The sequence below is a fragment of the Nocardia sputorum genome (genome assembly GCF_027924405.1).
Lineage (GTDB): Bacteria > Actinomycetota > Actinomycetes > Mycobacteriales > Mycobacteriaceae > Nocardia > Nocardia sputorum.
Genome location: NZ_AP026978.1, coordinates 1889261 through 1911676 on the forward strand (window position 1 = coordinate 1889261; position 22416 = coordinate 1911676).

At 69.6% G+C, this 22416-nt stretch carries 21 protein-coding genes; 16 read left to right on the forward strand and 5 right to left on the reverse strand.

Translation table 11 applies throughout. From position 1 onward, the window contains the following. Positions 1–3: 3 nt before the first annotated feature. The 9 genes from QMG86_RS08675 to QMG86_RS08715 all read left to right on the forward strand — a co-directional run bounded on the left by QMG86_RS08675 (position 4) and on the right by QMG86_RS08715 (position 8667). Positions 4–246 (forward strand): HypC/HybG/HupF family hydrogenase formation chaperone, encoded by a 243-nt coding sequence (locus tag QMG86_RS08675; protein ID WP_281878775.1) that lies wholly within the window; start codon positions 4–6, stop codon positions 244–246. Beyond that, on the forward strand, positions 243–2609 hold the full coding sequence (locus tag QMG86_RS08680) for a carbamoyltransferase HypF (RefSeq protein ID WP_281878776.1): 2367 nt from the start codon (positions 243–245) through the stop codon (positions 2607–2609). The genes QMG86_RS08675 and QMG86_RS08680 overlap by 4 nt, the downstream gene beginning before the upstream one ends. Before the next feature lie 16 nt (positions 2610–2625). After that, positions 2626–2952, forward strand: a complete 327-nt coding sequence (locus QMG86_RS08685) for a HypC/HybG/HupF family hydrogenase formation chaperone (RefSeq protein ID WP_281878777.1) — start codon at positions 2626–2628, stop codon at positions 2950–2952. Further along, the gene (gene hypD / locus QMG86_RS08690) at positions 2949–4061 is read left to right on the forward strand and encodes a hydrogenase formation protein HypD (protein ID WP_281878778.1); all 1113 of its coding nucleotides are present in this window, start codon (positions 2949–2951) and stop codon (positions 4059–4061) included. The genes QMG86_RS08685 and hypD overlap by 4 nt, the downstream gene beginning before the upstream one ends. Next, positions 4054–5130, forward strand: a complete 1077-nt coding sequence (hypE, locus tag QMG86_RS08695; RefSeq protein ID WP_281878779.1) for a hydrogenase expression/formation protein HypE — start codon at positions 4054–4056, stop codon at positions 5128–5130. Before hypD ends, hypE begins: the two co-directional genes overlap by 8 nt. Before the next feature lie 87 nt (positions 5131–5217). Next, positions 5218–6288, forward strand: a complete 1071-nt coding sequence (gene nicT / locus QMG86_RS08700; protein ID WP_281880854.1) for a Nickel transporter NicT — start codon at positions 5218–5220, stop codon at positions 6286–6288. After that, positions 6285–7031, forward strand: coding sequence for a DUF6390 family protein (locus QMG86_RS08705; RefSeq protein ID WP_281878780.1), 747 nt, complete (start codon positions 6285–6287; stop codon positions 7029–7031). The genes nicT and QMG86_RS08705 overlap by 4 nt, the downstream gene beginning before the upstream one ends. Before the next feature lie 686 nt (positions 7032–7717). Beyond that, on the forward strand, positions 7718–8227 hold the full coding sequence (locus QMG86_RS08710; protein ID WP_281878781.1) for a DUF2231 domain-containing protein: 510 nt from the start codon (positions 7718–7720) through the stop codon (positions 8225–8227). Positions 8228–8256: 29 nt separating this feature from the next. Further along, positions 8257–8667, forward strand: coding sequence for a hypothetical protein (locus QMG86_RS08715; RefSeq protein WP_281878782.1), 411 nt, complete (start codon positions 8257–8259; stop codon positions 8665–8667). A gap of 62 nt (positions 8668–8729) precedes the next feature. On the opposite strand, the gene lexA is transcribed toward QMG86_RS08715, so the two are convergent. Then, entirely contained in the window at positions 8730–9458 is a 729-nt protein-coding gene (gene lexA / locus QMG86_RS08720) for a transcriptional repressor LexA (RefSeq protein ID WP_434085561.1), read from the reverse strand. 268 nt (positions 9459–9726) lie between these two features. Here lexA and QMG86_RS08725 point away from each other — a divergent pair, with 268 nt between their 5' ends. The 3 genes from QMG86_RS08725 (at position 9727) to nrdR (ending at position 12246) form a co-directional block, all read left to right on the forward strand. Next, positions 9727–10191: a hypothetical protein gene (locus tag QMG86_RS08725; RefSeq protein WP_281878783.1), complete on the forward strand. Its 465-nt coding sequence runs from the start codon at positions 9727–9729 to the stop codon at positions 10189–10191. Between the two features lie 125 nt (positions 10192–10316). Continuing rightward, entirely contained in the window at positions 10317–11570 is a 1254-nt protein-coding gene (locus QMG86_RS08730; protein ID WP_281878784.1) for a hypothetical protein, read from the forward strand. Positions 11571–11775: 205 nt separating this feature from the next. Further along, positions 11776–12246, forward strand: coding sequence for a transcriptional regulator NrdR (gene nrdR, locus QMG86_RS08735; protein ID WP_281878785.1), 471 nt, complete (start codon positions 11776–11778; stop codon positions 12244–12246). A gap of 1 nt (position 12247) precedes the next feature. Here the strand turns inward: nrdR and hrpA are convergent, their stop codons facing one another. Then, positions 12248–16360, reverse strand: coding sequence for an ATP-dependent RNA helicase HrpA (gene hrpA, locus QMG86_RS08740; RefSeq protein ID WP_281878786.1), 4113 nt, complete (start codon positions 16358–16360; stop codon positions 12248–12250). Positions 16361–16624: 264 nt separating this feature from the next. Here hrpA and QMG86_RS08745 point away from each other — a divergent pair, with 264 nt between their 5' ends. From QMG86_RS08745 to QMG86_RS08760, 4 genes are all read left to right on the forward strand, one after another. After that, complete coding sequence (locus QMG86_RS08745; RefSeq protein ID WP_281878788.1) at positions 16625–17854, forward strand: aminotransferase family protein; 1230 nt, start codon at positions 16625–16627, stop codon at positions 17852–17854. Positions 17855–18247: 393 nt separating this feature from the next. Continuing rightward, positions 18248–18931: a DUF5134 domain-containing protein gene (locus tag QMG86_RS08750; protein ID WP_281878789.1), complete on the forward strand. Its 684-nt coding sequence runs from the start codon at positions 18248–18250 to the stop codon at positions 18929–18931. 63 nt (positions 18932–18994) lie between these two features. Next, a complete protein-coding gene (gene sigK / locus QMG86_RS08755; RefSeq protein WP_281878790.1) occupies positions 18995–19681 on the forward strand; it encodes an ECF RNA polymerase sigma factor SigK in 687 nt (228 codons plus the stop codon). Further along, positions 19674–20402: an anti-sigma factor gene (locus QMG86_RS08760; RefSeq protein WP_281878793.1), complete on the forward strand. Its 729-nt coding sequence runs from the start codon at positions 19674–19676 to the stop codon at positions 20400–20402. The genes sigK and QMG86_RS08760 overlap by 8 nt, the downstream gene beginning before the upstream one ends. 6 nt (positions 20403–20408) lie before the next feature. Here QMG86_RS08760 and QMG86_RS08765 read toward each other — a convergent pair whose 3' ends face one another. The 3 genes from QMG86_RS08765 to QMG86_RS08775 all read right to left on the reverse strand — a co-directional run bounded on the left by QMG86_RS08765 (position 20409) and on the right by QMG86_RS08775 (position 22394). Continuing rightward, positions 20409–21083 carry a PhzF family phenazine biosynthesis protein gene (locus QMG86_RS08765; RefSeq protein WP_281878794.1) on the reverse strand — a complete coding sequence of 225 codons (675 nt, stop codon included), beginning with the start codon at positions 21081–21083 and terminating at the stop codon, positions 20409–20411. A 104-nt stretch (positions 21084–21187) separates the two neighbouring features. Further along, entirely contained in the window at positions 21188–21727 is a 540-nt protein-coding gene (ahpD, locus tag QMG86_RS08770) for an alkylhydroperoxidase, AhpD family (RefSeq protein ID WP_281878796.1), read from the reverse strand. 79 nt (positions 21728–21806) lie between these two features. Beyond that, positions 21807–22394, reverse strand: a complete 588-nt coding sequence (locus tag QMG86_RS08775) for a peroxiredoxin (RefSeq protein WP_063021215.1) — start codon at positions 22392–22394, stop codon at positions 21807–21809. Between the last annotated feature and the right edge of the window lie 22 nt (positions 22395–22416).

A 22416-nucleotide genomic window follows, 5' to 3' on the forward strand; every position in this document is an offset into this window, starting at 1 on the left:
CCGATGTGTCTGGGCATCCCGGGACGGGTGATGGCGATTCCTGACGGCTACCACGGCCAGATCGCGCTGGTCGACGTGTCCGGCGAGCAGCGGAAGGTGAACATCGGTCTGCTCGACGAGGATCCGGCGCGGCCGGGTGACTGGGTGATCATCCACATGGGCTTCGCGGTGGAGAAGACCGATGAGGCAGGGGCCGCGGCGGCGCTGGACGGACTGCGCCTGTTGCAACACGGGGACCAGCTATGACCACGGAGCGGCTACGGCGTCGTCTGGTGGTGCGCGGTGTGGTACAAGGGGTCGGCTTCCGGCCGTTCGTCTACACCACCGCCGCCGAACTGGCACTGTCCGGCAGTGTCGGCAACGACAGCGGCGGCGTCGTCATCGAGATCGAGGGAGCCCCAGCGGATCTCGACGAGTTCGCCGCGCGGCTGCGCCTGCGGCCGCCGCCCCTGGCGGTGGTCGAATCGGTCGAGCAGGCCGACATCCCGGCGCGCGGCGGCACCGGATTCCACATCGCGGGCACCACGCGGGACGGCGTCGGTCGCACGCTGGCTTCGCCCGATGTCGCTCTGTGCGCCGACTGCGAACGCGAGTTGCGCGATCCGGGAAACCGCCGCTATCGCCACCCGTTCGTCAACTGCACCAACTGCGGTCCGCGTTTCACCATCATCGCGAGCCTGCCCTACGACCGCGAGCGGACGTCGATGGCCGACTTCGCCATGTGCGACCGGTGCGCGCGGGAGTACACCGATCCGGCGGACCGCCGTTTTCACGCGCAGCCGATCGCCTGCCCCGAGTGCGGTCCCACCCTCGCGTATACGGGACCGGGAGGCGGTGAGCCGCTGGCGGCGGCGCGGCAGCTGCTGCGCGCGGGCGGCATCCTGGCGGTCAAAGGCATCGGCGGCTACCACCTCGCCTGCGACGCCACCGACGAGGCGGCCGTGGCCGAGTTGCGCAGACGCAAGCGCCGCGGGGACAAGCCGTTCGCGGTGATGGTGCCGGATCTCGCCACGGCACGGGCCGTAGTCGCCGTCGACGATGCCGCCGCCACACTGCTGACCAGCCCGGCTCGCCCCATCGTGCTGCTCGCTCGCCGGTCCGCGTCCGAGCGGAGCCCCTCAGCCGCCGATCCCGGAGGCACCGCCGAGCCGGGCGGAGACGCTGTGCCGGACGGCGGCGCGCCGCAGTCACCCGCGCCGGTCCCCGCTCCTTCGGTGGCGCCCGGCAACCCGGACCTGGGCGTCATGCTCGCGTATACGCCGCTGCACCTGCTGTTGTTCGGCCTGCCCGGCGATCCGCCCGGACCGCAGGTGCTGGTGATGACCTCGGGCAATCTCGGTGGCGAGCCGATCTGCTATCAGGACGACGACGCCCGCACCCGCCTCGCCGGTCTGGCCGACGGCTGGCTGTCGCACAACCGGCGCATCCTGGTGCCTTGCGACGACTCGGTGGTGCGTTCGCTCGGCGGCCGCGAACTGCCGGTCCGGCGCTCGCGCGGGTACGCGCCGCTGCCGCTGCTGCTTCCGGTGCCGCTGCCGCCGACGCTCGCGGTCGGCGCCGATCTCAAGAACACCTGCGCGATGGCCGATGGCCGCTACGCCTGGCTGAGCCAGCACATCGGCGATATGGACGACCTGGCGACGCTGCGCTCCTTCGACGCCGCGCAGCGCCATCTCGGGGAACTCACGGGGGTACACCCGGTGCAGCTGGTCGCCGACGCGCATCCCGGCTACCGCTCGGCCGCGTGGGCGCGCCGGAACGCGGGCGAGCGGCCTCTGTACACCGTCCAGCACCATCACGCGCACATCGCCGCCGTCATGGGCGAGCACGGTCTCGGCGCTACCGAACAGGTCGTCGGCATCGCGTTCGACGGCACCGGATTCGGGCCGGACGGCGCGGTATGGGGCGGCGAGGTCCTGCTCGCGGGCTACAAGGGCTATCGACGCCTGGCCCATCTGAAATACGTGCCGCTGGCGGGCGGCGATCTCGCGGTGCGCAGGCCCTACCGCATGGCGCTGGCTCATCTGCGGACCGCCGGGATCGACTGGTCCGACGACATCCCCGCGGTCGCGGCATGTCCGCCGGCCGAGCGTTCGGTGCTGGCCCACCAGTTCCGGACCGGTCTGGGTTGTGCGCCCACGTCGAGCATGGGCCGGTTGTTCGACGCGGTGTCCTCGCTGTGCGGCGTGCGGCACGTCGTCGACTACGAAGCTCAGGCAGCGATCGAACTGGAGGGACTGTCCCGCTCCGGCGCCGAAGGCGCCACCGCCTACCGGTTCCCGCTCGGTGACGGCGATCCCGCCGTGATCGATCCCGCACCGGTGCTCGCGGGCGTGGTCGCCGACGTTCGCGCGGGCGAGCCCGCACGGGTGGTGGGCGCGCGTTTCCACGCCGCCGTCGCCCGGCTGACGCTCGAACTCGCGGCGCGCTACGCCGCCCCGGCGCAGATCGTCGCCCTGTCCGGCGGCGTCTTCCAGAACGCGCTGCTGCTCGCGCGATCGTGCGCGCTGCTGCGCGACAACGGCTTCACCGTGATCACCCATCGCCGGCTGCCGCCCAACGACGGCGGCCTCGCGTTCGGGCAACTCCTCGCGTGCAGCGAGGGATGAGCGAAGGAGAGCAACGATGTGTCTTGCGGTACCAGGCAAAGTGCTCAGCCTGCACGAGCGGGACGGCACGCTGATGTCGGTCGTCGACTTCGGCGGCGTGCACAAAGACGTGTGCCTGCAATACATCCCGGACGCGGCGGTGGGTGACTACGTCGTCGTCCACGTCGGCTTCGCGATCCAGCGGTTGGACGAGGAATCCGCGTTGCGGACCCTGGCCGAGTTCGAGCACCTCGGCGTACTGAACGAGGAATTCGGCGACGGTTTCGCCATCGCCGCGAAGCAGGCGGGCCTGGACAATCCCGCCATCGAGTCGTCACGCGAGGAACCGGAGGCCCGGTCATGAAGTATCTGGACGAATTCAGCAATCCCGAGCTGGCCCGGCGCCTGCTCGACCGCATCCGCGCTACCACCAGCCGCCGCTGGGCGATCATGGAAGTCTGCGGCGGACAAACCCATTCGATCATCCGCCACGGCATCGACCAGCTGCTGCCCGATCAGATCGAGATGATCCACGGCCCCGGTTGCCCGGTCTGCGTCACCCCGCTGGAAGTGATCGACAAGGCGCTGGAGATCGCCGCGCGACCGGGCGTGATCTTCTGCTCGTTCGGCGACATGCTGCGCGTGCCCGGCAGCGCAAAGGATCTGTTCCGGGTGAAGAGCGAGGGCGGTGACGTCCGGGTGGTGTACTCGCCGCTGGACGCGCTGAACCTGGCCAAGGAGAACCCGGACCGCGAAGTGGTGTTCTTCGGCATCGGTTTCGAGACCACCGCGCCGGCCAACGCGATGACGGTGTACCAGGCGAAGCGCCTGGGGATCCGGAACTTCTCGCTGCTGGTGTCGCATGTGCTGGTCCCGCCCGCCATCGCCGCGATCATGGAATCGCCGACCTGCCGGGTGCAGGGCTTCCTCGCCGCCGGGCACGTCTGCACCGTGATGGGCACCGACGAGTACCCGCCGCTGGCCGAGCAGTACAAGGTGCCGATGGTGGTCACCGGATTCGAGCCGCTGGACATCCTGGAGGGCATCCGCCGTACCGTGCTGCAGCTGGAATCGGGCAGGCACGAGCTGGAGAACGCCTACCCCCGCGCCGTGTCCGCGGCGGGCAATCCCGCGGCGAAGGCCATGCTGCAGGACGTCTTCGAGGTCACCGACCGGGGTTGGCGCGGCATCGGCGTCATCCCGCGCAGCGGCTGGCGGTTGTCGGACCGCTATCGGGAGTTCGACGCAGAACACCGCTTCGCCGTCGGCGATCTGCACACCGCCGAGTCGACCATCTGCCGCTCCGGTGAGGTGTTGCAGGGATTGATCAAACCGCACGAGTGCGCCGCCTTCGGCAAGGAGTGCACGCCGCGTAACCCGCTGGGCGCCACCATGGTGTCCTCCGAAGGCGCGTGCGCCGCCTACTACCTGTACCGGCGCCTGGACCTGCCCGCGGAGGTGGCCCATGCCTGAGGAAGGCGCCGCCCCCGTGACGATCGACATGGCGGGCTGGGTCTGCCCGATGCCGCTGCGGGATTCGCCGAACATCGTGATGGGGCACGGCGGCGGCGGAGCGATGTCCGGCGAGCTGATCGAGCATCTGTTCCTGCCCGCGTTCGGCTCGGCCGCGCACGCGGACCTCGGCGACTCCGCGGTGGTCACACTGGACGGCGCGCGCCTGGCCTTCTCCACCGACTCGTTCGTGGTGAAGCCGATCGTGTTCCCGGGCGGCACCATCGGCGAACTTGCGGTCAACGGCACGGTGAACGATCTGGCCATGGCCGGAGCGCGGCCGATGGTGCTGTCCACCGCGTTCATCCTGGAGGAGGGCACCGCGCTGGCCGACATCGCGCGCATCGCGCAGGCGGTCGGCACCGCCGCCCTGGCGGCGGAAGTCCAGCTGGTCACCGGGGACACCAAGGTCGTGGACGCCGGACACGGTGACGGGATCTACATCAACACCGCCGGAATCGGTGTGGTTGCCCCTGGCGTAGACATCCGGCCGCAGCGCGCGGCACCTGGCGATGTGGTGCTGGTCAGCGGCGACATCGGTGTGCACGGCGTCGCGGTGCTCAGCTGCCGCGAAGGTCTGGAGTTCGGCACCACCGTGCTCAGCGACACCGCGCCGCTGCACGGCTTGGTCGCGGCGATGCTGGCCACCGGCGCCGACGTGCACGTGCTGCGCGATCCCACCCGCGGTGGCGTCGCGGCATCGCTCAACGAGATCGCCCGCGCCGCACAGGTCGGCATATCGCTGGACGAGCGGCAACTCCCCGTGCCCGACGGCGTGCGCGACGCCTGCGGTCTGCTCGGTCTGGACCCGATGTACGTGGCCAACGAGGGCAAATTGCTGGCGTTCGTACCGCCCGAGAACGCCGATCGCGTGCTCGCGGCGATGCGGGAACACCCGCTGGGCGCACAGGCCGCCGAGATCGGCCGGTGCGTCGCCGAACATCCCGGCATGGTCGTCGCCCGCACGGCGCTCGGCGGGACGCGGGTGGTGGATCTGCCCGCGGGCGAGCAACTGCCGCGCATCTGCTGACGGCGGACCAGGATCGGCTCGGAGCCGGAAGGCGAGGTGGGGATCATCGTTCGGATCGCCGACACCCCCGCGGCGGCCCGCGTCCCGCTGGACGGACGGCAGCGGCGCGGCGTCGCCGGGATGGCGTCGGTCGTGGTCGCACTGCACGCGCTCGGGTGGTCCGCGCTGCTGCTGCTCGTGGTCCCCGGCGGGTACCTGGTGGACGGCGCGGTATTCGGCGTGGGTCTCGGGATCACCGCCTACACGCTCGGGATGCGGCACGCGTTCGACGCCGACCACATCGCCGCCATCGACAACACGACCCGCAAGTTGGTCGCGGACGGACGCAAGCCGCTGTCGGTCGGGTTCTGGTTCTCTCTCGGGCACTCCACCATCGTTTTCGTCCTCGTCGCGCTGCTGGCGTTCGGCGTCAAGGCGCTCGCGGGAAACCTGCGCGACGAGGACTCCGGGCTGCACCGATGGACTGGTGTGCTGGGTACCGGTATCTCCGGAACCTTCCTGCTCGCCATCGGCCTGTTGAATCTGGTCTCGCTGATCGGCATCTGGCGGGTGTTCCGCGGGATGCGCCGCGGAACTTGCGGCGAGGCCGCGGTGCGGCAGCGGTTGGACGACCGCGGCGCCCTGCAGCGGGTGATCGGACCGCTCACCAGGGCCGTGCGGGAGCCGTGGCAGATGTACCCGGTCGGGCTGTTGTTCGGACTCGGCTTCGACACCGTCACCGAGGTGAGCCTCCTGGTGATCGCGGGCGGCGCGGCGGCGACCGACCTGCCGTGGTACGCGATCCTCGTCCTGCCGGTGTTGTTCTCGGCGGGAATGACGCTGTTCGACGCGCTGGATGGCGCTTTCATGAACTACGCGTACGGGTGGGCCTTCGCGGGGCCGCTGCGCAGCGTCTACTACAACATCGTCGTCACGGGTCTGTCGGTTGTCGTGGCCCTGGTCATCGGCGCGCAGGAGATGATCTCCGTGCTGACCGACGAGCTGGGCATCGCCGGCGGTCCACTGGCCTGGGTCGGCGGATGGGATCTGGGCGCCATGGGGTTCGTCATCGCCGGGCTGTTCGTGCTCACCTGGGCGGTGGCGGTCGCGGTGTGGCGCTTCGGCCGGCTCGAGCAGCGGTGGTCCGTCGAGCACCCGGGCGAAAGGCCGAGCCGATGACCGGCAGCGGCGCGGAGATGTTCGCCCGGTACGCCTACGCGCCCAATCGGCTCGGCTACTGCGGTCCGCCCGACGCGGCCGCGCTGCGGGACGGGTCGGACGACCAGGTGCGCGTGGTGGCGCGCCGGTTCACCGGCGCGTGGCCCTACCTGCGCGTGATGGCGCGGATGACCGGCATCGCCGATCCGCTGGACCGCCGCCTCGTCGAGTCCTATTGGCTGGGCGGTGGCGTCGGCGCGGCACTGGACCCGGGCGAGTTCACCGCGGAACTGCTGGCGCTGCTCGGCCCGGTGGCAGGCGGGTACTGGACGCACCTGACGCAGCGATTGGCCGAGGAGGCCGCGGCGAACCATTGCTTCCACGTCTTCGGTGTGTACCCGTGGTCCCGCTTGCTCCGGCACGGCAACGGACATCCACTGCACGTGCTCGACAGTTGCCGGATCACCTGGGGAACGGTCTTCGACCGCAGCGGTGCGGAAGTCGCGCTGCGCTGTCGCACGCTCGATTGGGACGGAGAGCGTCTCGCGCTGCACACCGAGACTGTGCGAACCCTCGCGATCCGGGTGGACGGGTACGCGGCGTTGCCCGACGTCGCGGTAGGGGAGCAGGTCGCGGTGCATTGGGGGCGGCTGTGCGGGCGGCTGGACGATGCTCAGGTGCGTGCCCTGGAAGCGGCGACGCTACGTCAGCTGGAGGTCACCAACCGGCGCCTGGCCGAGCGACGCAACCCGGCGACCAGGTGACGGATCGAGCGGCGGCACGGCATGTGCCCGCCATGGCCGCCGAAGCCGCGAAGCGCGTGAATCCCTTTTCTCGAAGGCGACGAGCGCCCGGAGAAATGGCTTCCCGGCCGCCGTATCGGTGAATGACGAGGCGCTTCTCCATGTTTCGCCGGACCCCTCGCGGCGTATAATGAATATGGCTGTCGAGCCCGACCGCGAGGAGTAACACGTGTATTCGCCGGTGGTTGTCGGGGCGAAAAATCATTTCTACCCGGAAATATTTATCCGGGTGATTTCGACGGCGTACCTGCGTGTTCCTCGTCATGGCGGCCGACGGCCCAGCTGCGCCCCCATGTCATGCGCGAAGGGAGGTGAACTACCGTGATGGATCAGATGATGGGGATGGCACGCGACTGGTGGAACCGCATGTTCCCCGGCATGCCGATGCCGATGCTGCCGATGATGCCGATGATGTCGTAGCAGCGCCACCGAACGGAAAACACGGCGAGTTCCTGCTACCGTCTATATGCGATGTGCAATTCATGCACGGCAGTACGGATGATTTCGTAATCGACCGCACTCGATTCGCCATTCGCCACACATAGCGCGATATCCGTCGGCCCCGTATCCGCGCCGCGCAATGCCGCGGCGCGATGGACGGGTTCCGTGGTGTCGGCGAATGGCGACGCGATCCAGCGAGGTGCGCTATGACCGCAGATCCGCGACAGGCGAAGCGGCCGGTCAGTGCCGTGCTGGCCGGTCCGTACGGGCATCCGTTCCATCCCATCTTGGTCACCGTCCCGATCGGCGCCTGGGTCGCCAGTTTCGTGTTCGACCTCGCGTCCCGATTCGTCGACGATCCGGACTTCCTGGTCGAGGGCTCGTCGTGGTTGATCGCGATCGGCGTGCTGGGCGCCTTGGCCGCCGCGACGATCGGGTTCCTCGATCTGCTCGCGATCCCCACCGGTACGCCTGCCTTCCGCACCGGTTTGCTGCACATGACCCTCAACCTGCTCGTGACCGCTGTCTACGCGGTCGGCTTCGTCTGGCGGCAGGGCGCCGACAAGGCGGTCGCGGTCCCGGCCGGGCCGTTGGTGCTGTCGGCGGTCGGTCTGATGATATTGGCGATATCCGGGTATCTCGGCGGCAAGCTGGCCTATCACTACGGCGTGCGAGTCGCCGACGAAACCACCCAGGCCGGCGGCTTCACCCACTGAATCCCTGCTCATCTGTCAGGAGGCACACCATGGGCATCGCCGCATTGATCTTCTGGCTCCTCACCGCGGGCGGCGGTTTCTTCCTGCTCGGCACGTGGATCGCCCGAGGCGGCACGCGTCAGCCGAATTCGACCCAGCTGCCGCCGCCGGTCCTGTTCGGTCACTTCGCGCTCGCCGTGGCCGGTCTGATCGTCTGGATCGTCTACCTCGCCGTCGACAGCACGGCGCTGGCCTGGACCGCGTTCGTCTTGCTGATCCCGGTCGCGCTCCTCGGGTTCGCGATGCTGCTGCGCTGGATCCCCGTCTACCGGGACCGTTCGGCCGGAAGGACCGAACCTCCCGAGGGACACTTTCCCGTTGCCGTCGTCGCGGGTCACGGCGTACTCGCCGTGACGACTGTCGTGCTGGTGTTCCTTACCGCGCTCGGCGTCGGGAGCTGACCCCGGCCGAGCGGCCGCCGGCCGCGTCAGCGTGGCCGGCGGTCGCTCGTCGTGCCGGACCGTCAGATCTTGCGAATGACCGTGACGACCTTGCCCAGGATCTGGGCGTCGTTACCGGGGATCGGCTCGAACACCGGATTGTGCGGCATCAGCCAGACGTCCTTGCCGGTGCGCTTGAAAGTCTTCACCGTGGCCTCGCCGTCGATCATCGCCGCGACGATATCGCCGTTGTCGGCGACGTTCTGCTGCCGCACGACCACCCAGTCGCCGTCGCAGATCGCCGCGTCGATCATGGACTGACCGACGACCTTCAGCAGGAACAGCGAACCGTCGCCGACCAGTTCGCGCGGCAGCGGGAAGACGTCCTCCACGGCCTGTTCGGCCAGAATCGGGCCACCGGCGGCGATGCGACCGAGCACCGGGACGAAGGTGGGGACCGGACGGTCCACCTCGACGGCGATCTCGCCGTCGTCGACCGCGGCGACCGGCAGGCTGGTCACCGACCGCACCACCTCGTCCAGGCCCCGGACGTCCACGGCGCGGGGCCGATTCGGATCGCGGCGCAGGTAGCCCTTGCGCTCCAGGGCGCGCAGCTGATGAGCGACCGACGAGGTGGACGTGAGGCCGACGGCGTCACCGATCTCCCGGATGCTCGGCGGGTAACCGCGCTCGCTCACCGAGGTGCGGATCACCTCGAGCACTTTGCGCTGACGCACGGTGAGATCCGCCCCGCTACCCGCCGCGTCGGCGCCGCTTTCGGTCTCGTCACCCGTGTCGTCCGTCTGCCTCACCGCAACCGCCCTTTCCTGCTGTGCCAGGCCGGTCCGTGCCCGGCATGTGTCTCGATGGCCCGTCGAATCTTCGGTTCTTCGAATCTAGTCCGGTCGCGCCGCTGGATCAAACATCTGTTCGACGCATGTCGGGTGTTGGTGCTGACTTTGTCACCGAGCCGTGGTAGAAATCGAACACCAGTTCCTCGAACACTTGAGCGAATACGCTCGGAACACATGTTCGAACAGCTCGAACGGCGACGGAGCACCCACCACGGAGGTTTGTCCGATGAGCACTGCGATCAGCGATGTCACCCTGTCCCTCGGCGCGTCGGTCGCGAAATCCGAGCGCCGCGCCGCCGATCCGGGTCCGGCGGACGATCTCGGGTACGAGGCCGCGCGGCGATTGGTGCGCGATGGTGCCCGCTCTCGCGCGCTGACGCCCGCGCACCGGTCCGCGGTCGATCGGCGCCCGCCCGGCGCGCGTCCCGGTGCGGGCATGGTCGCTTACGACCGCGGATCACGCGCGTTCGCGCAGGGGCGCGCCCGCGGCGCTCATCCGATGCGGCGTGTCGAGCAAGCACAGGTCGGCTTCGCGGTCCTCGCCGTCACCGCGTTGATCACCGCCGTGATCGTGGTGGGGCTGATCGCCATGGCGCATGTGCGGGCGGGTGAGTGGGGTGGCGGCTCCGTCCGGCCCGCGCCCGCGGTGGTGGACGGTTCGGGCGTGTCCGGCGGCGGCGATTCGCGCTGAGTGCAAGGAAATTCGGCCATTTGGACCGGCCGTAATTGTGGATCCGCAAACTAGAACGTGTTGCTACCGTGCTGAAGACCTGATCCGGGCAACACCGCCCGAACGACGCCGGGACCTTTCAGCACATGACTTTCCGCACCTCGGGCCGCACGGTTCGCGGCTACCTCCGCGTAGCGGCCTTGTTCCTCTGTCTCGTCTTCGCTGCGGGCGCAGTGTCCACGGCCCGGGCCGAACCCGCGTACGCGGCGTATCTCGACCTCCCGTCCGTCAACGGTGACGGCGCGGGGGCGGGCGGGCTCGATCCCGCTCTGCCGCTGGACGAATCCGGCCTCGCCGAGGCGTTGCGTCAGGCACGGGCCGACGGCGTGGCGCCGCGCCGGTACGCGACGCTGCTGCATCAGTACTGGCTGGTGGTCGCCACCCGCAACGCCGACATCGATCTGGCTGCTTGGGATCCCGGTCGCGGCCCGCACGCGAACGAACGCATCTTCAACCAGGTGTACGTCAATTATCTGCGGCTGGCTACCCGGCATCCGGAGTTCTACTGGGCGGGGCTGGCCGGTATCGCGGGCGGATCGTTCGCCTCCGGATTCTTCGACATGGGTGATGTGGGCGTCGTGCTGGACGTGCCGGGCATCCATCAATTCGGCGAGGCGGTCGCCGATCTGCTGCGCGCCACGCCGCCGGAATTGGCGCGTGCGCTGCCCGAGGACATCCGGCTGCTCGCCACCGAGGGCTCCCGGCTGAGCGCCGCGGACGTCGCCTGGTATCAGACGCGCCTGATGATCATGCAGAAGCACATCTTCACGGATCTGGTGCCGATGCACGAGGCGTACGTCGCGCTGGGCATGCGTGGGATCGAGGAGATGTACGCGGCTGGCCTGCTCGACGACGACCTGCGGACCGCCTGGCGGTCGATCGCCTCGGGCACCCGAGACGGTTACGTCGACGCGCTGATCCGGATGACCGACCGGGAGCAGAACCGCGTCGTCGCCGACCAATGGGACGAGACGTCGGCGGGCCGTGCGCCGATCGGCCGCGTGCTGACCTACGTCAGCACCGTGGCGGGAAAGCCCGGAGTCCCGGGCGTCCGCGCGCCCGGCGTGTTCGCCCCAACGGTGGTCAGCGCCGACGTAGGAGGCCGCAGCCTCGCGCTGCGCGTCCCGCTGCCCGGCTTCAACTGGGCCGACCGAGACACGCGATGGAACTACATCACCGGCGACCTGGTGCCCCGTCACATCGATCTGGAGACCGACCCGGCACTGGCCGGTGCCGTCCTCGGCGAGGCGTTCCTGGGCAAACTCGCCCGCGGCCGCCTCGCCGCCCGGTTGCCGGATCTGCTCGCCGATCTGACCGCGCACTGGCAGATCTCCGGATGATCGCCCCGCGTCCGATAGCCGGGTGAGTGCGACAATCCGGAAACTCGGACGGGTATCCTCGAAGTGTTATGCAGGTATTCCGCGTGTCGTACGAGGAATACCTGGTGCCGGGGTATAGACCTCTGTACACGGGCTCGCCGGACCGATCACCGCGATCGGCGTCCGGTCCGGACGCGAGCACGCGCATCGACGAAGGATTTCTCGGATGCATTGCCCGTTCTGCCGACACCCCGACTCCCGGGTGGTGGACTCGCGCGAGGCCGACGAAGGCGCGGCCATCCGCCGCCGTCGCGCCTGCCCGCAGTGTGGGCGGCGGTTCACCACGGTGGAGACCGCCATCCTGTCGGTGGTCAAGCGCAGCGGCGTCACCGAGCCGTTCAGCCGCGAGAAGGTCATCCGGGGTGTGCGCCGGGCCTGCCAAGGTCGTGAAGTCGACGACGACGCGCTGAACCTGCTCGCGCAGCAGGTGGAGGACGCGGTGCGGGCCAAGGGGTCGCCCGAGGTGCCCAGCCACGAGGTGGGCCTGGCCATCCTGGGTCCACTGCGTGACTTGGACGAGGTGGCCTACCTGCGGTTCGCGTCGGTCTACCGGTCGTTCACCTCGGCCGAGGACTTCGAACGCGAGATCCAGGAGATGCGCCGGGCGCGCGCCGAAGCGCTGTCGGCCGCCGACTGACTCAGCGCCGGACCGCGGCCATCGCCTTCTCGATTCGCTTGGCCGACACCGGAAACGGAGTACCGAGTTTCTGCGCGAACAGGCTGACGCGGAATTCCTCGATCATCCACCAGATCTCGGTCACCGCCGGCGTCTGTCTGCGGTTCTCCGGCAGCGACTCGATCAGGCGATCGTAGGCGGTCAGGACCCGGTCGAGTTCGGCCATGCCCTGGCGATCGCGAACCGCCGAGCCGGGCAGCGCTTCCAGTCGTGCCGCCGCCGCTTGTAGATAACGCGGCAGTTCGCGCAGCCTGGTCGCGCCCGTCTCGGATACGAAGCCGCGAAAGACCAGGTTGTCGAGCTGATGACGGACGTCCTCGGCGATATCGCGCTCGTTCGTACGCTCCAGCGCCGCCGAAACCTGATGGGCGCCGGCCAGAACCGGCACGACCAGGCGCACGAAACGAGCGACGGTGGGGGCGAAATCGGGACGGATCCGGGCGACGAGCGCGTCGAATTCCGCCGGATCGAGCACCGGCCCGCCCGCTGCCGTGAGCAGTTCGTCGGCGGCCGCCGCGCGGCAGTCCTCGACCAGCGCCTCCAGGGAGCCGTACGGATTCTGGCTCAGCGCAAGGCGATCGGAAGGTGACAGCCCCGCGGTGGCGCTGCGCGCCGAAGCGGGCAGCGCGTGCAACAGCAGCGCTCTGGTGCCGAGGCGCATGGCGGCGGCCTGCTGCGTGGGGGAGCTGAGCACCCGGACCGCCACGCCGTCGCCCTCGGCGACGAGCGCCGGATATCCGGTGACGGTCTGCCCCGCCACCTCGCGCCGCACCGTCGGCGCGAGGGTGCCCAGCGATTCGGAGGTCCACACCGTGGCAGGCGGTCGCTCCGCCCCCGCGGTTGCCCGGGCGACCGAGGCGGAAACCTGCTCGGCGAGCTGCGTTTTCAGCGCGGCGAGGCTTTTGCCCCGCGCGAGCGTCACGCCGTCTTCGCCGACGGCCGCGAAAGTCATGCGCAGGTGGTCGGGCAGTGCCGCGACGTCGAAGTCGGTGGGGGCGATCGGAACCGAACCGAGCCGGGACAGTTCGCGCGCCAGCCCGGCGCGCAGCGGCTCCGCACGCGGGGTCAGCGCCGCCAAGGCGGCGGCCGCGAAATCGGGGGCGGGAACGACACTGCGCCGCAGGGTTTTCGGCAATGTCTTGATCAACGCGGCGGCCAGTTCGTCGCGCATGCCCGGCACCAGCCAATCGAAGCCGACGGCACGAACGTGCGCGAGCTGTTCCACCGGGATCCGCACGGTGACGCCGTCGTCCTCGGTGCCCGGTTCGAATTGATAGGACAGCGGGAAGCTGAGTTCGCCCTGGCGCCAGGAATCGGGGAAGGCCGCCGGGTCGAGTGCGGTCGCGCCTTCGTTGACCACGGTCGAAGTGGTGAAGTCGAGCAATCCGGGGTCTTCCCGTCGCGCGGAGCGCCACCAGCTGTCGAAGTGACGCACCGAGACGATGTCGGCGGGCAGACGTTTGTCGTAGAACTCGAACAGCACCTCGTCGTCGACCAGGATGTCCCGGCGGCGGGCGCGATGTTCCAGATCGGCGACGTCGTCGAGCAGCGCGCGGTTGCGGTGGAAGAACTCGTGCCTGGTCTGCCACTCGCCCTGGACCAGGGCATGCCGGATGAACAACTCGCGCGACAACTCGGGATCGATGCGGCCGTAGTCCACGGGCCTGCCGGTGACCAGCGGGATCCCGTACAACGTCACCCGCTCGTAGGCGCGCGCCGCACCCCGCTTGGCCGACCAATGCGGTTCGGAGTAGGTGCGTTTGACGAGGTCGCCCGCCAGCCGCTCGGCCCATTCGGGCTCGATCTTCGCGGCCATCCGGCCCCACAGCCGTGAGGTCTCGACCAGTTCGGCGGCCATCACCCAGCGGGGTGGCTTCTTCGCCAGCGACGAACCGGGGAAGATCATGAACTTGGCGTTGCGCGCGCCGAGGAACTCGCGAGATTCCGCCTCGCGGACGCCGATGTGCGAGAGCATCCCGGCCAGCAGCGCTTGGTGGATGGCCGTGGAATCCCAGGGGAGTCCGTCGCCGTCCGCGACGGCCGCGATGGCGGACCGGCCGCGATCGGCGCTCGAGCGTCCGTCGCGTCCGCGCGCTGACCGGCCCCGGCGGGATCGGTTGCCCGCCTTGCCATCCGCCCCGATCGTTTCGGCTCCGTCCGGCTCCGCCGCCTCCGCCGAGTCCTGCGACCGCGTCGACCACCCGAGGCCCTTGGTGATCGTGCGCAGCTGGCCGTGCAGGTCCTGCCACTCCCGGATCCGCAGATAGTGCAGGAACTCCTCCCGGCACAGACGCCGGAACTGGTTGGACGACAACGACTTGCGCTGTCCGCCGAGGTAATCCCACAGTCGCAGGTAGGCCAGGAAGTCGGAGCCCTCGACCGTGAAGCGCGCGTGTTTGGCGTCGGCCGCCTGCTGCTGCTCGGCGGGGCGCTCCCGGACATCCTGGATGGACAGCGCCGCGACGATGACCAGCACGTCGGACAGGCAACCCGTGCGCTGCGCCTCCACCAGCATCCGCGCCATCCGCGGATCGACCGGCAGCTGGGCCATCTCACGGCCGATCGGCGTCAGCGACAGTGCGGTCGCGTCGTCACCGGCCCGGGCGCCGCCGTCCCGTCGCGCGAGCGCGCCCAGTTCCTCCAGCAGGGCGATGCCGTCGCGGATGGCGCGGCGGTCCGGCGCCTCGACGAACGGGAACTTCTCGATGTCACCGAGGCCGAGCGCGGTCATCTGCAGGATCACCGCGGCCAGGTTGGTACGCAGGATCTCCGGATCGGTGAAAGCCGGCCGGGATTCGAAATCGTCCTCCGAGTACAGCCGGATGCAGATGCCGTCGGCGACGCGACCGCACCGTCCGGATCGCTGCCGCGCCGAGGCCTGAGACACCGGTTCGATCGGCAACCGCTGCACTTTGGTTCGCATGGAATAGCGCGAGATCCGCGCTGTGCCCGGGTCGACGACGTACCGGATGCCCGGCACCGTGAGCGAAGTCTCCGCGACGTTCGTCGCCAGCACCACCCGTCGCCCGGTGTGCGGGGCGAACACACGGTGCTGCTCGGCGGCGGACAGCCGGGCGTACAGCGGGAGGATCTCGGTGCGCGGCAGCTTCAGGTCCCGCAGCGCGTCCGCGGTGTCGCGGATCTCGCGTTCGCCGGACAGGAACACCAGCACGTCGCCGTCGCCCGCGGCGAACAACTCGGTCACCGCGTCGCCGATGGCGTCCACCGGGTCTCGGTCGACGATGCGGGTGTCCTCGTCGTCTTCGTCCGCGGCGGCGCCGGGCAGCTCCAGTGCGAGCGGGCGGTAGCGGATCTCCACCGGATAGGAGCGGCCGGAGACTTCCACGATCGGCGCGGGAGTACCGTGCTCGTCCGCGAAATGCCGCGCGAACAGGTCGGGATCGATGGTCGCCGAGGTGATGATCACCTTGAGGTCGGGCCTGCGCGGCAGCAGCTGCTTCAGATAGCCGAGCAGGAAATCGATATTGAGACTGCGTTCGTGCGCCTCGTCGATGATGATCGTGTCGTAGCGGCGCAGCAGCCGGTCGCGCTGGATCTCCGCGAGCAGGATGCCGTCGGTCATCAGCTTGATCAGGGTGTGCTCGGAGGCGTGATCGGTGAACCGCACCGTGTAGCCGACGACGTCGCCGAGTTCGGTGCCCAGCTCTTCGGCGATGCGCTCGGCCACGGTGCGCGCGGCGAGCCTGCGGGGCTGGGTGTGCCCGATGGTGCCGCGGACGCCGCGGCCGAGTTCCAGGCAGATCTTCGGAATCTGGGTGGTCTTGCCCGAGCCGGTCTCGCCCGCGACGATGACCACCTGGTGTTCGGCGATGGCCGCGGCGATGTCCTCGCGGCGGGCGGTGACCGGCAGCTGCTCCGGATAGCGGATCTGCGGCACCGCGGCGCGTCGCGCCTCGACGCGCAACTCGGCGGCCGTGATCTCGGCCTCCACGTCGGCCAGGTCGCCGCCGCGCGCCTTGTCGAGTCTGCGCCGCAACCGGTGTTCGTCGCGAAGGGAGAGATTCGCCAGGCGGGTGCGAAGTGCGCGGGAATCGGTGGCGGCTGTCCTGGTCATTGCATCGACCAGCCTAGCGAAATCCGCCAGCGGATTTTTCCACCAGGCGGCGCGGCCGGTAGCCGGGTGGATGCCGACGCCGCGCGGCGGCCCGGCGGCAGACGCCGATATGCGAGGATCGGAGGAGGAACGAGGATGCCTACGGCGCCGCCGGATGGTCGGTCGTCCCACCACGGTGTGCTGCTGGCATTGCCCGACCGAGCGCCGGTCCCGGCGCGCGATGCTTCGCGGAGCCGGGCGGTAGGAACCGGTAGAGGTGGACACATGAACGCGCTATGGCATGGCTTCGCCGACATGGGCGCCGTCGAGCGGGACGGGGCGTTCGTGGTCGCCCGCGGGGAGGGCGTCTACGTCTTCGACCGAGCGGGTAACCGCTACCTCGACGCGACCGCGGGCCTGTGGTTCGCCAACGTGGGTCACGGACGCGGCGAGATCGCCGACGCGGTGGCCGCCCAGCTGCGCACGATCGCGCACTACTCCAATTTCGGCGACATCACCGAGCCGGCCACCCAGGAACTCGCCGAGCGGCTCGCTCGCCTCGCCCCGGTGCCCGGCAGCAAGATCTTCTTCACCTCGGGCGGCTCCGCCTCCGTCGACACCGCGACGAAGCTGGCCCGGCGCTACTGGCACGAAGTGGGGCAGCCCGGCAAGACGATCGTGGTCGGGCGGCGGATGGCCTATCACGGCATGCACGTGGCGGGCACGGCGCTGGCGGGGCTTCCGGGGAATCGGGAAGGCTACGGCGAGCTGATGCCCGCGGCGCGGACCGTCGAATGGGACGACGCGAAGGCTTTGCTCGCGCTGATCGAGGAGATCGGCGCCGAACGGATCGCCGCGTTCTTCTGCGAGCCGGTCATCGGCGCGGGGGGTGTGTATCCGCCCCCGGCGGGCTACCTCGCCGAGGTGCGGCGCATCTGCCGTGACCACGACATCCTGTTCGTCGCCGACGAGGTGGTGACCGGTTTCGGCCGCATCGGCGGCGCGTGGTTCGCGTCGTCCCGGCTCGCGCTCGAACCCGACCTGATGACCACCGCGAAGGGCCTGACCTCCGGCTATCTCCCGATGGGCGCGGTCTTCGCCGCCCCGCACGTCGCGGAGCCGTTCTTCGCGGGCGGCGTCTGGTGGCGGCACGGCTACACCTACGGCGGCCACGCGGGCGCCGCGGCCGCCGCGCTGGCGAATCTCGACATCATCGAGCGGGAAGGGCTGCTCGACGCGGCCCTGCGGCTGGAAACCAGCTTGCACGAGCAGCTCTCGGTGCTCGCCGCACATCCTCGGGTCGCCGAGGTGCGCAGCGGATTCGGCGCCGTCGCGGCGATCCAGCTGGCCGACCCGGCCGAAGGGTTGCCGTTGGTGCGAACCCTGCGTGCGCACGGCATCTCCAGTCGCGCCGCGGGCCAGGGAGCCATGCAGGTCTCCCCGGCGTTCGTGATGACCGACGACCAGATCGCCGAACTCGTCGACGGCTTCCTCCGCGCACTGAACGACGTGTGATCCGCAGCCCTCGACGAGACGGCACAGCCGGCCCCGAGGGCAGAGGGCGCGAGTCATGAAGACGCTGTGCCGGGTTGGACGGTGGTCGCCGAAGGGCGCGCAGTAGTCGAAGCCGTGTGCGGCGTCCATGCGGGGCGGGATTGCCACCGGCAGTGCGCCGAACGGACCACCGCATGTGCGGTGATCAACTGTGCCGCAGGCTGTCTCGACGGTAGCGCGGCGGACCTGTCCGTCGATCGTCGAGTTGTCCTGTCGGCGTGGAAATCGCCGGTCGTGTCGGTAGCCACAGTCGATCGACGCTGTGGGCGGATCGAAAATGGACACCCTGACCGTCTCGGGATGCGAGCATGGAGGGGCGACGACCGTGGTCGCCGTGCGGAGAGGTGGTGGGGTGTGGCGGAGTTCGTGCAGGAATATGCCGCTTTGCGGTGGGTGGTGGTAGCGGCATTCGTGCTCGCCGCGGTGATCGTGCTGTCCCGGGTGACGGCCCCCGCGGTGCCGGCCACCGATTCCGCCGAAGGGCTGCCGGAACCGCCCACGGGACACGAACTTACGGCCGGGCACTCCGAGTCCGACGCGGCACACCTGGTGATGTGCCTGGTCATGCTCGGCATGCTGCTGTTCCCCTCGGGGGCGAGCCCGCACGCGGTGCGCGGCGTGCTGACGGCGATGGCCGTGGTCTTCGCCGCGCTGCTGACGATCCGCGCGGCGGAGCAGGCCGCCCAGGGGCGGCCGCTGCCGATCGACCGGCTGGTCCCGCTCGGCTACCACATCGTGGCCGCCGCGGCGATGCTCTACGCCATGTCCGGCCACACGGCCGCTGGGCACGTGGGCGGCCCGGCCGCCGGTCCCGCGCTCGGTCTGGCCGCGCTGTTCCTCCTCGACGCGCTGCTGGTCGCGTTCGCCGCCTGCACCGGCCGGGCGCACGTGCGGGCGCCGGGGCCGCTGGGGCTGCTGGTGCGTTCCGGCGGCTGTGTCGCCGCGCTCACCGGCCCGGCGAAACCGTGGGCGGCGGTGCCGCACGTGGTGATGGACGCCGGCACCGCTTACATGCTGGTGTCCGTGATCATTCGGTGATCGGAACCAATCCGGTTCCCAGCGCATACCGAACCCCTGTGCATGCAGGCACGGGATTCGGCCATGAGCAACGAACACGGTTCTGCTTCACCCCGACGGCCCGGCGATCCGGCACGCGCGAGGAAGGAATCCGATGGTCCGGCGCTCGCGTGCCCGCTGCCCGTCGGCTACGACCGCGCGCAGGCCACCCGGGCGAGCCGTGAACTCGCGGCGCTGCTCGCCGCGGCGGGCACGGGCGATCGCGGCGCGTTCACCGAGTTCTATCAGCGGACCAGCCCGCGGGTGTTCGGTCTGACGGTGCGGATCCTGCGCAGTCACGCCGCCGCGGAGGAGGTGACCCAGGAGGTCTACCTGCAGGTGTGGTCGATGGCCGATCGCTACGACGCCACACTGGCCAGCCCCGTCGGCTGGCTCATGATGCTGGCCCATCGCCGGGCGGTGGACCGGGTCCGCGCGGAGAGTTCGGCCACCAGCCGGGACCTGATCTACGCGCACGAGCATCTGGGTCGCGACCACGACGTCGTCGCCGAATCGGTCACCCAGCGCATCGAAGAGCAACAGGTGACCGCGTGCCTGAAGAACTTGACCCCCACACAGCGCGAAGCGATCGCGCTGGCCTACTACAGCGGGTGGACCTACCGAGAGGTCGCCGATCATCTCTCGGTGCCGCTACCCACGATCAAGACCCGCATCCGCGACGGGCTGAAGAGATTGGAGAAGTGTTTGTCCGGGGAACCCACCGATGGTTGACACGTCGCCGCGGTCGGAGGCGGACCTCATCGACCTCGCCTACCCGTGCGCGCTGGACGCGGTGGCCGATATCGAGCGCAGGCATATCGATGCCCGCCTGGCCGCCGCGGACCCGGACGTGCGGCAAGCCTTCTCCGACACCGTCTGGCAGGTGCGCGACGTCATGGGGCGGCTGGCCGTGCTCGACGAGCTCGCGCCGCCGCCGGAGCTGGAAGATCGCATCCTCGCCGCGCTGCCCGACCCGGCGACTCGATCCATCCGGCGTAGTGCGACGTGGCGGCGGACGCTGCGCTGGGCGGCACCGATCGCGGCCGCGGCGTGTCTGGTGATCGGTGGCAGCGTGCTGACCGCGCAGTTCATGGGCAACCCGTCGGACCCAGCCGCCGCCGACCAACAGCAGATACACCCGGAGGCGCGGACGGTCAGCGGATCGTTCGCAGGCGGCGGTCTGCTCATGGTGGACGTCTCGCCTGAACTCGGGCGCGCGGTCGTCGTCTTCGACCAGGTCGCGCCGCCGCCCTCGGGGCAGGTGTATCAGGTGTGGCTGGTCGGCTCCGATGGACGACCCCGCTCCGTCGGCGTGCTGAGCGACCTGCCGTCGACCGTCCGGCCGTTCGTCACGGGTTTCCGGTCGGGTGAGGTGCTCGCGGTGAGCGTGGAACCGGACGGCGGCTCGGACGCGCCCAGCGGCGATCCGGTCGTGGGTGTGACACTGCCCTGAGGGCGCCTAGATCTCCACCGGCTGGTCGCCGACGACTCGGCCGCCCAGATGGACCCACCCGTCGGAATCCCACCGGGTGAACAACTGCGAGCCTTTGCCCTGCGTGATGACCAAGCCCTTGCGCAGCAACGCCGTCAAAGCCACGGCCGCGGCTCCGGTCGCCTCGTCCTCGGTGATCCCCATGGTGGGAGCGAACATGCGTGAGCGCAGGGCGGCGCGGTGTTCGTCGGTCCACGCCCACAAGTAATGGGGGCCGCCGGGGAACTCGTCCGGTCGCAGGGTCGCCAGTTCCTCGGCGTCCTCGAGTTGATGGAAGGTGAACGCGGGCGCCCATTCGCCGCGAGCGGTGATCCAGGTCAGACCCTCCGTGAGTTCCACCGCCACCGGGCCGGCCGGAACGTCCAGTACCCGCACGGGGATGCCCTGCGACGCGAGCCACCACGCGGTGCCGACCGACGGGTGCCCCGCGAAGGGCAGCTCCATCGTGGGGGTGTAGATCCGCACCGCTACCGTGTCGTGCACCGGTTCCTCGACCACCACGGTCTCGCTGTATCCGGCTTTGGCCGCCAGCGCCTGCCGATCGACCGCGGCCACGTCGGCCGCCCGCGCGATGCCCAACTCGTTGCCGTACCGTCCGGCGGCGTCGGTGAACACTCGCACCACATCGACCTGTGTGCTCATGCTCGCCGAGCCTACCCGGATGCCGTGGACCGAGCTGTCGCCGGATCACATCGGAACGCGAAAGAGGCCCCTGCCGCAGGGCAGGGGCCTCTTTTTCAGCGAAATCAGATCGCGGCCGGGCTGAGGGCCTCGGTCGACTGCACAGCCTGGCCGACACCGGCCACGATGGCGGCGGCGCGCAGCGATTCGAAGATCACTTCCCGGGACACGCCCGCTTCGCGCAGCGTGTGCTCGTGCGCCTCGAGGCAGTGCGCGCAGCCGTTGATCGAGGAGACCGCGAACGACCAGAGTTCGAAGTCGGCCTTGTCGACCCCCGGCGTGCCGATGATCTGCATGCGCAGCCCGGCCCGCAGGTCGTCGTAGCGGCCGCCGAGGAACGCCTTGCTCCGGTAGAACACATTGTTCATGCCCATGATCGAGGCGGCGCCGAGCGCGGCGTTGTACGCCTCCGCCGACAGCACGTCGGCGGCGTCCTCGGCGATCTCGCGCAGCGTGGTCGTCGACCGGGTCGCGGCCGCCGACGCCAGCAGGGTGCCCCACAGCTGCTGTTCGTTCAGCACGGTGGTGCGCGCGAGGGATGAAAGATTGAGCTTGAGGTCCTTGGCGTACTCGGGAAGGGAGTTCTTCAGGTTCTCAATGCTCATGCGGCGATTCCTCTATTCGAAGCGGTCCCGGGCGGGGACCAAGGCGGTTTTCGATGTGTGGTGACGGTGACGGCGGTGTTCAGACGCTGGCGGCCAGAAGTTCGGCGGCGTTGATGGTGGGGTCGCCCTTCTTCCAGTTGCAGGCGCACAGTTCGTCGGACTGCAGCGCGTCCAGCACGCGCAGCACCTCGTCGACGTTGCGGCCGACCGAACCGGCGGTGACCGAGACGAACTGGATCTCGTTGTTCGGGTCGACGATGAAGGTGGCGCGGTCGGCGACGCCGTCGGCGTTGAGCACGCCGGTGGCCGTGGCCAATTCGCGCTTGAGGTCCGACAGGATCGGGAAGGGGAGGGTCTTGAGGTCCTCGTGCTGCGCCCGCCACTGGAAGTGCACGAACTCGTTGTCCACCGACGCGCCGAGCACCTGCGCGTCGCGGTCCTCGAACTCCTCGTTGAGCTTGCCGAACGCGGCGATCTCCGTCGGGCACACGAAAGTGAAGTCCTTCGGCCAGAAGAAGACGATCCGCCACTTGCCGGCGTGGTCGTCGCTGGTGATCTGGGTGAAGTAGTCGTCGGGCTGCTGAGCGTCGACCTTCGACAGGTCACCGCCGATGACCGCGGTGAGGTTGTATGCCGGGAATTGGTCGCCGATGGTCAGCAGGGCCATGCTCTCTCCTCGTCAGTGGGTT

What these genes read in the sequence shown, in the direction of transcription:
- QMG86_RS08675 (WP_281878775.1), top strand. Translation starts at nt 4, where the DNA reads ATGTGTCTGGGCATCCCGGGACGGGTGATGGCGATTCCTGACGGCTAC.
- QMG86_RS08680 (WP_281878776.1), top strand. Translation starts at nt 243, where the DNA reads ATGACCACGGAGCGGCTACGGCGTCGTCTGGTGGTGCGCGGTGTGGTA.
- QMG86_RS08685 (WP_281878777.1), top strand. Translation starts at nt 2,626, where the DNA reads ATGTGTCTTGCGGTACCAGGCAAAGTGCTCAGCCTGCACGAGCGGGAC.
- hypD (WP_281878778.1), top strand. Translation starts at nt 2,949, where the DNA reads ATGAAGTATCTGGACGAATTCAGCAATCCCGAGCTGGCCCGGCGCCTG.
- hypE (WP_281878779.1), top strand. Translation starts at nt 4,054, where the DNA reads ATGCCTGAGGAAGGCGCCGCCCCCGTGACGATCGACATGGCGGGCTGG.
- QMG86_RS08705 (WP_281878780.1), top strand. Translation starts at nt 6,285, where the DNA reads ATGACCGGCAGCGGCGCGGAGATGTTCGCCCGGTACGCCTACGCGCCC.
- QMG86_RS08710 (WP_281878781.1), top strand. Translation starts at nt 7,718, where the DNA reads ATGACCGCAGATCCGCGACAGGCGAAGCGGCCGGTCAGTGCCGTGCTG.
- QMG86_RS08715 (WP_281878782.1), top strand. Translation starts at nt 8,257, where the DNA reads ATGGGCATCGCCGCATTGATCTTCTGGCTCCTCACCGCGGGCGGCGGT.
- QMG86_RS08725 (WP_281878783.1), top strand. Translation starts at nt 9,727, where the DNA reads ATGAGCACTGCGATCAGCGATGTCACCCTGTCCCTCGGCGCGTCGGTC.
- QMG86_RS08730 (WP_281878784.1), top strand. Translation starts at nt 10,317, where the DNA reads ATGACTTTCCGCACCTCGGGCCGCACGGTTCGCGGCTACCTCCGCGTA.
- nrdR (WP_281878785.1), top strand. Translation starts at nt 11,776, where the DNA reads ATGCATTGCCCGTTCTGCCGACACCCCGACTCCCGGGTGGTGGACTCG.
- hrpA (WP_281878786.1), bottom strand. Translation starts at nt 16,360, where the DNA reads ATGACCAGGACAGCCGCCACCGATTCCCGCGCACTTCGCACCCGCCTG.
- QMG86_RS08745 (WP_281878788.1), top strand. Translation starts at nt 16,625, where the DNA reads ATGAACGCGCTATGGCATGGCTTCGCCGACATGGGCGCCGTCGAGCGG.
- sigK (WP_281878790.1), top strand. Translation starts at nt 18,995, where the DNA reads ATGAGCAACGAACACGGTTCTGCTTCACCCCGACGGCCCGGCGATCCG.
- QMG86_RS08760 (WP_281878793.1), top strand. Translation starts at nt 19,674, where the DNA reads ATGGTTGACACGTCGCCGCGGTCGGAGGCGGACCTCATCGACCTCGCC.
- QMG86_RS08765 (WP_281878794.1), bottom strand. Translation starts at nt 21,083, where the DNA reads ATGAGCACACAGGTCGATGTGGTGCGAGTGTTCACCGACGCCGCCGGA.
- ahpD (WP_281878796.1), bottom strand. Translation starts at nt 21,727, where the DNA reads ATGAGCATTGAGAACCTGAAGAACTCCCTTCCCGAGTACGCCAAGGAC.
- QMG86_RS08775 (WP_063021215.1), bottom strand. Translation starts at nt 22,394, where the DNA reads ATGGCCCTGCTGACCATCGGCGACCAATTCCCGGCATACAACCTCACC.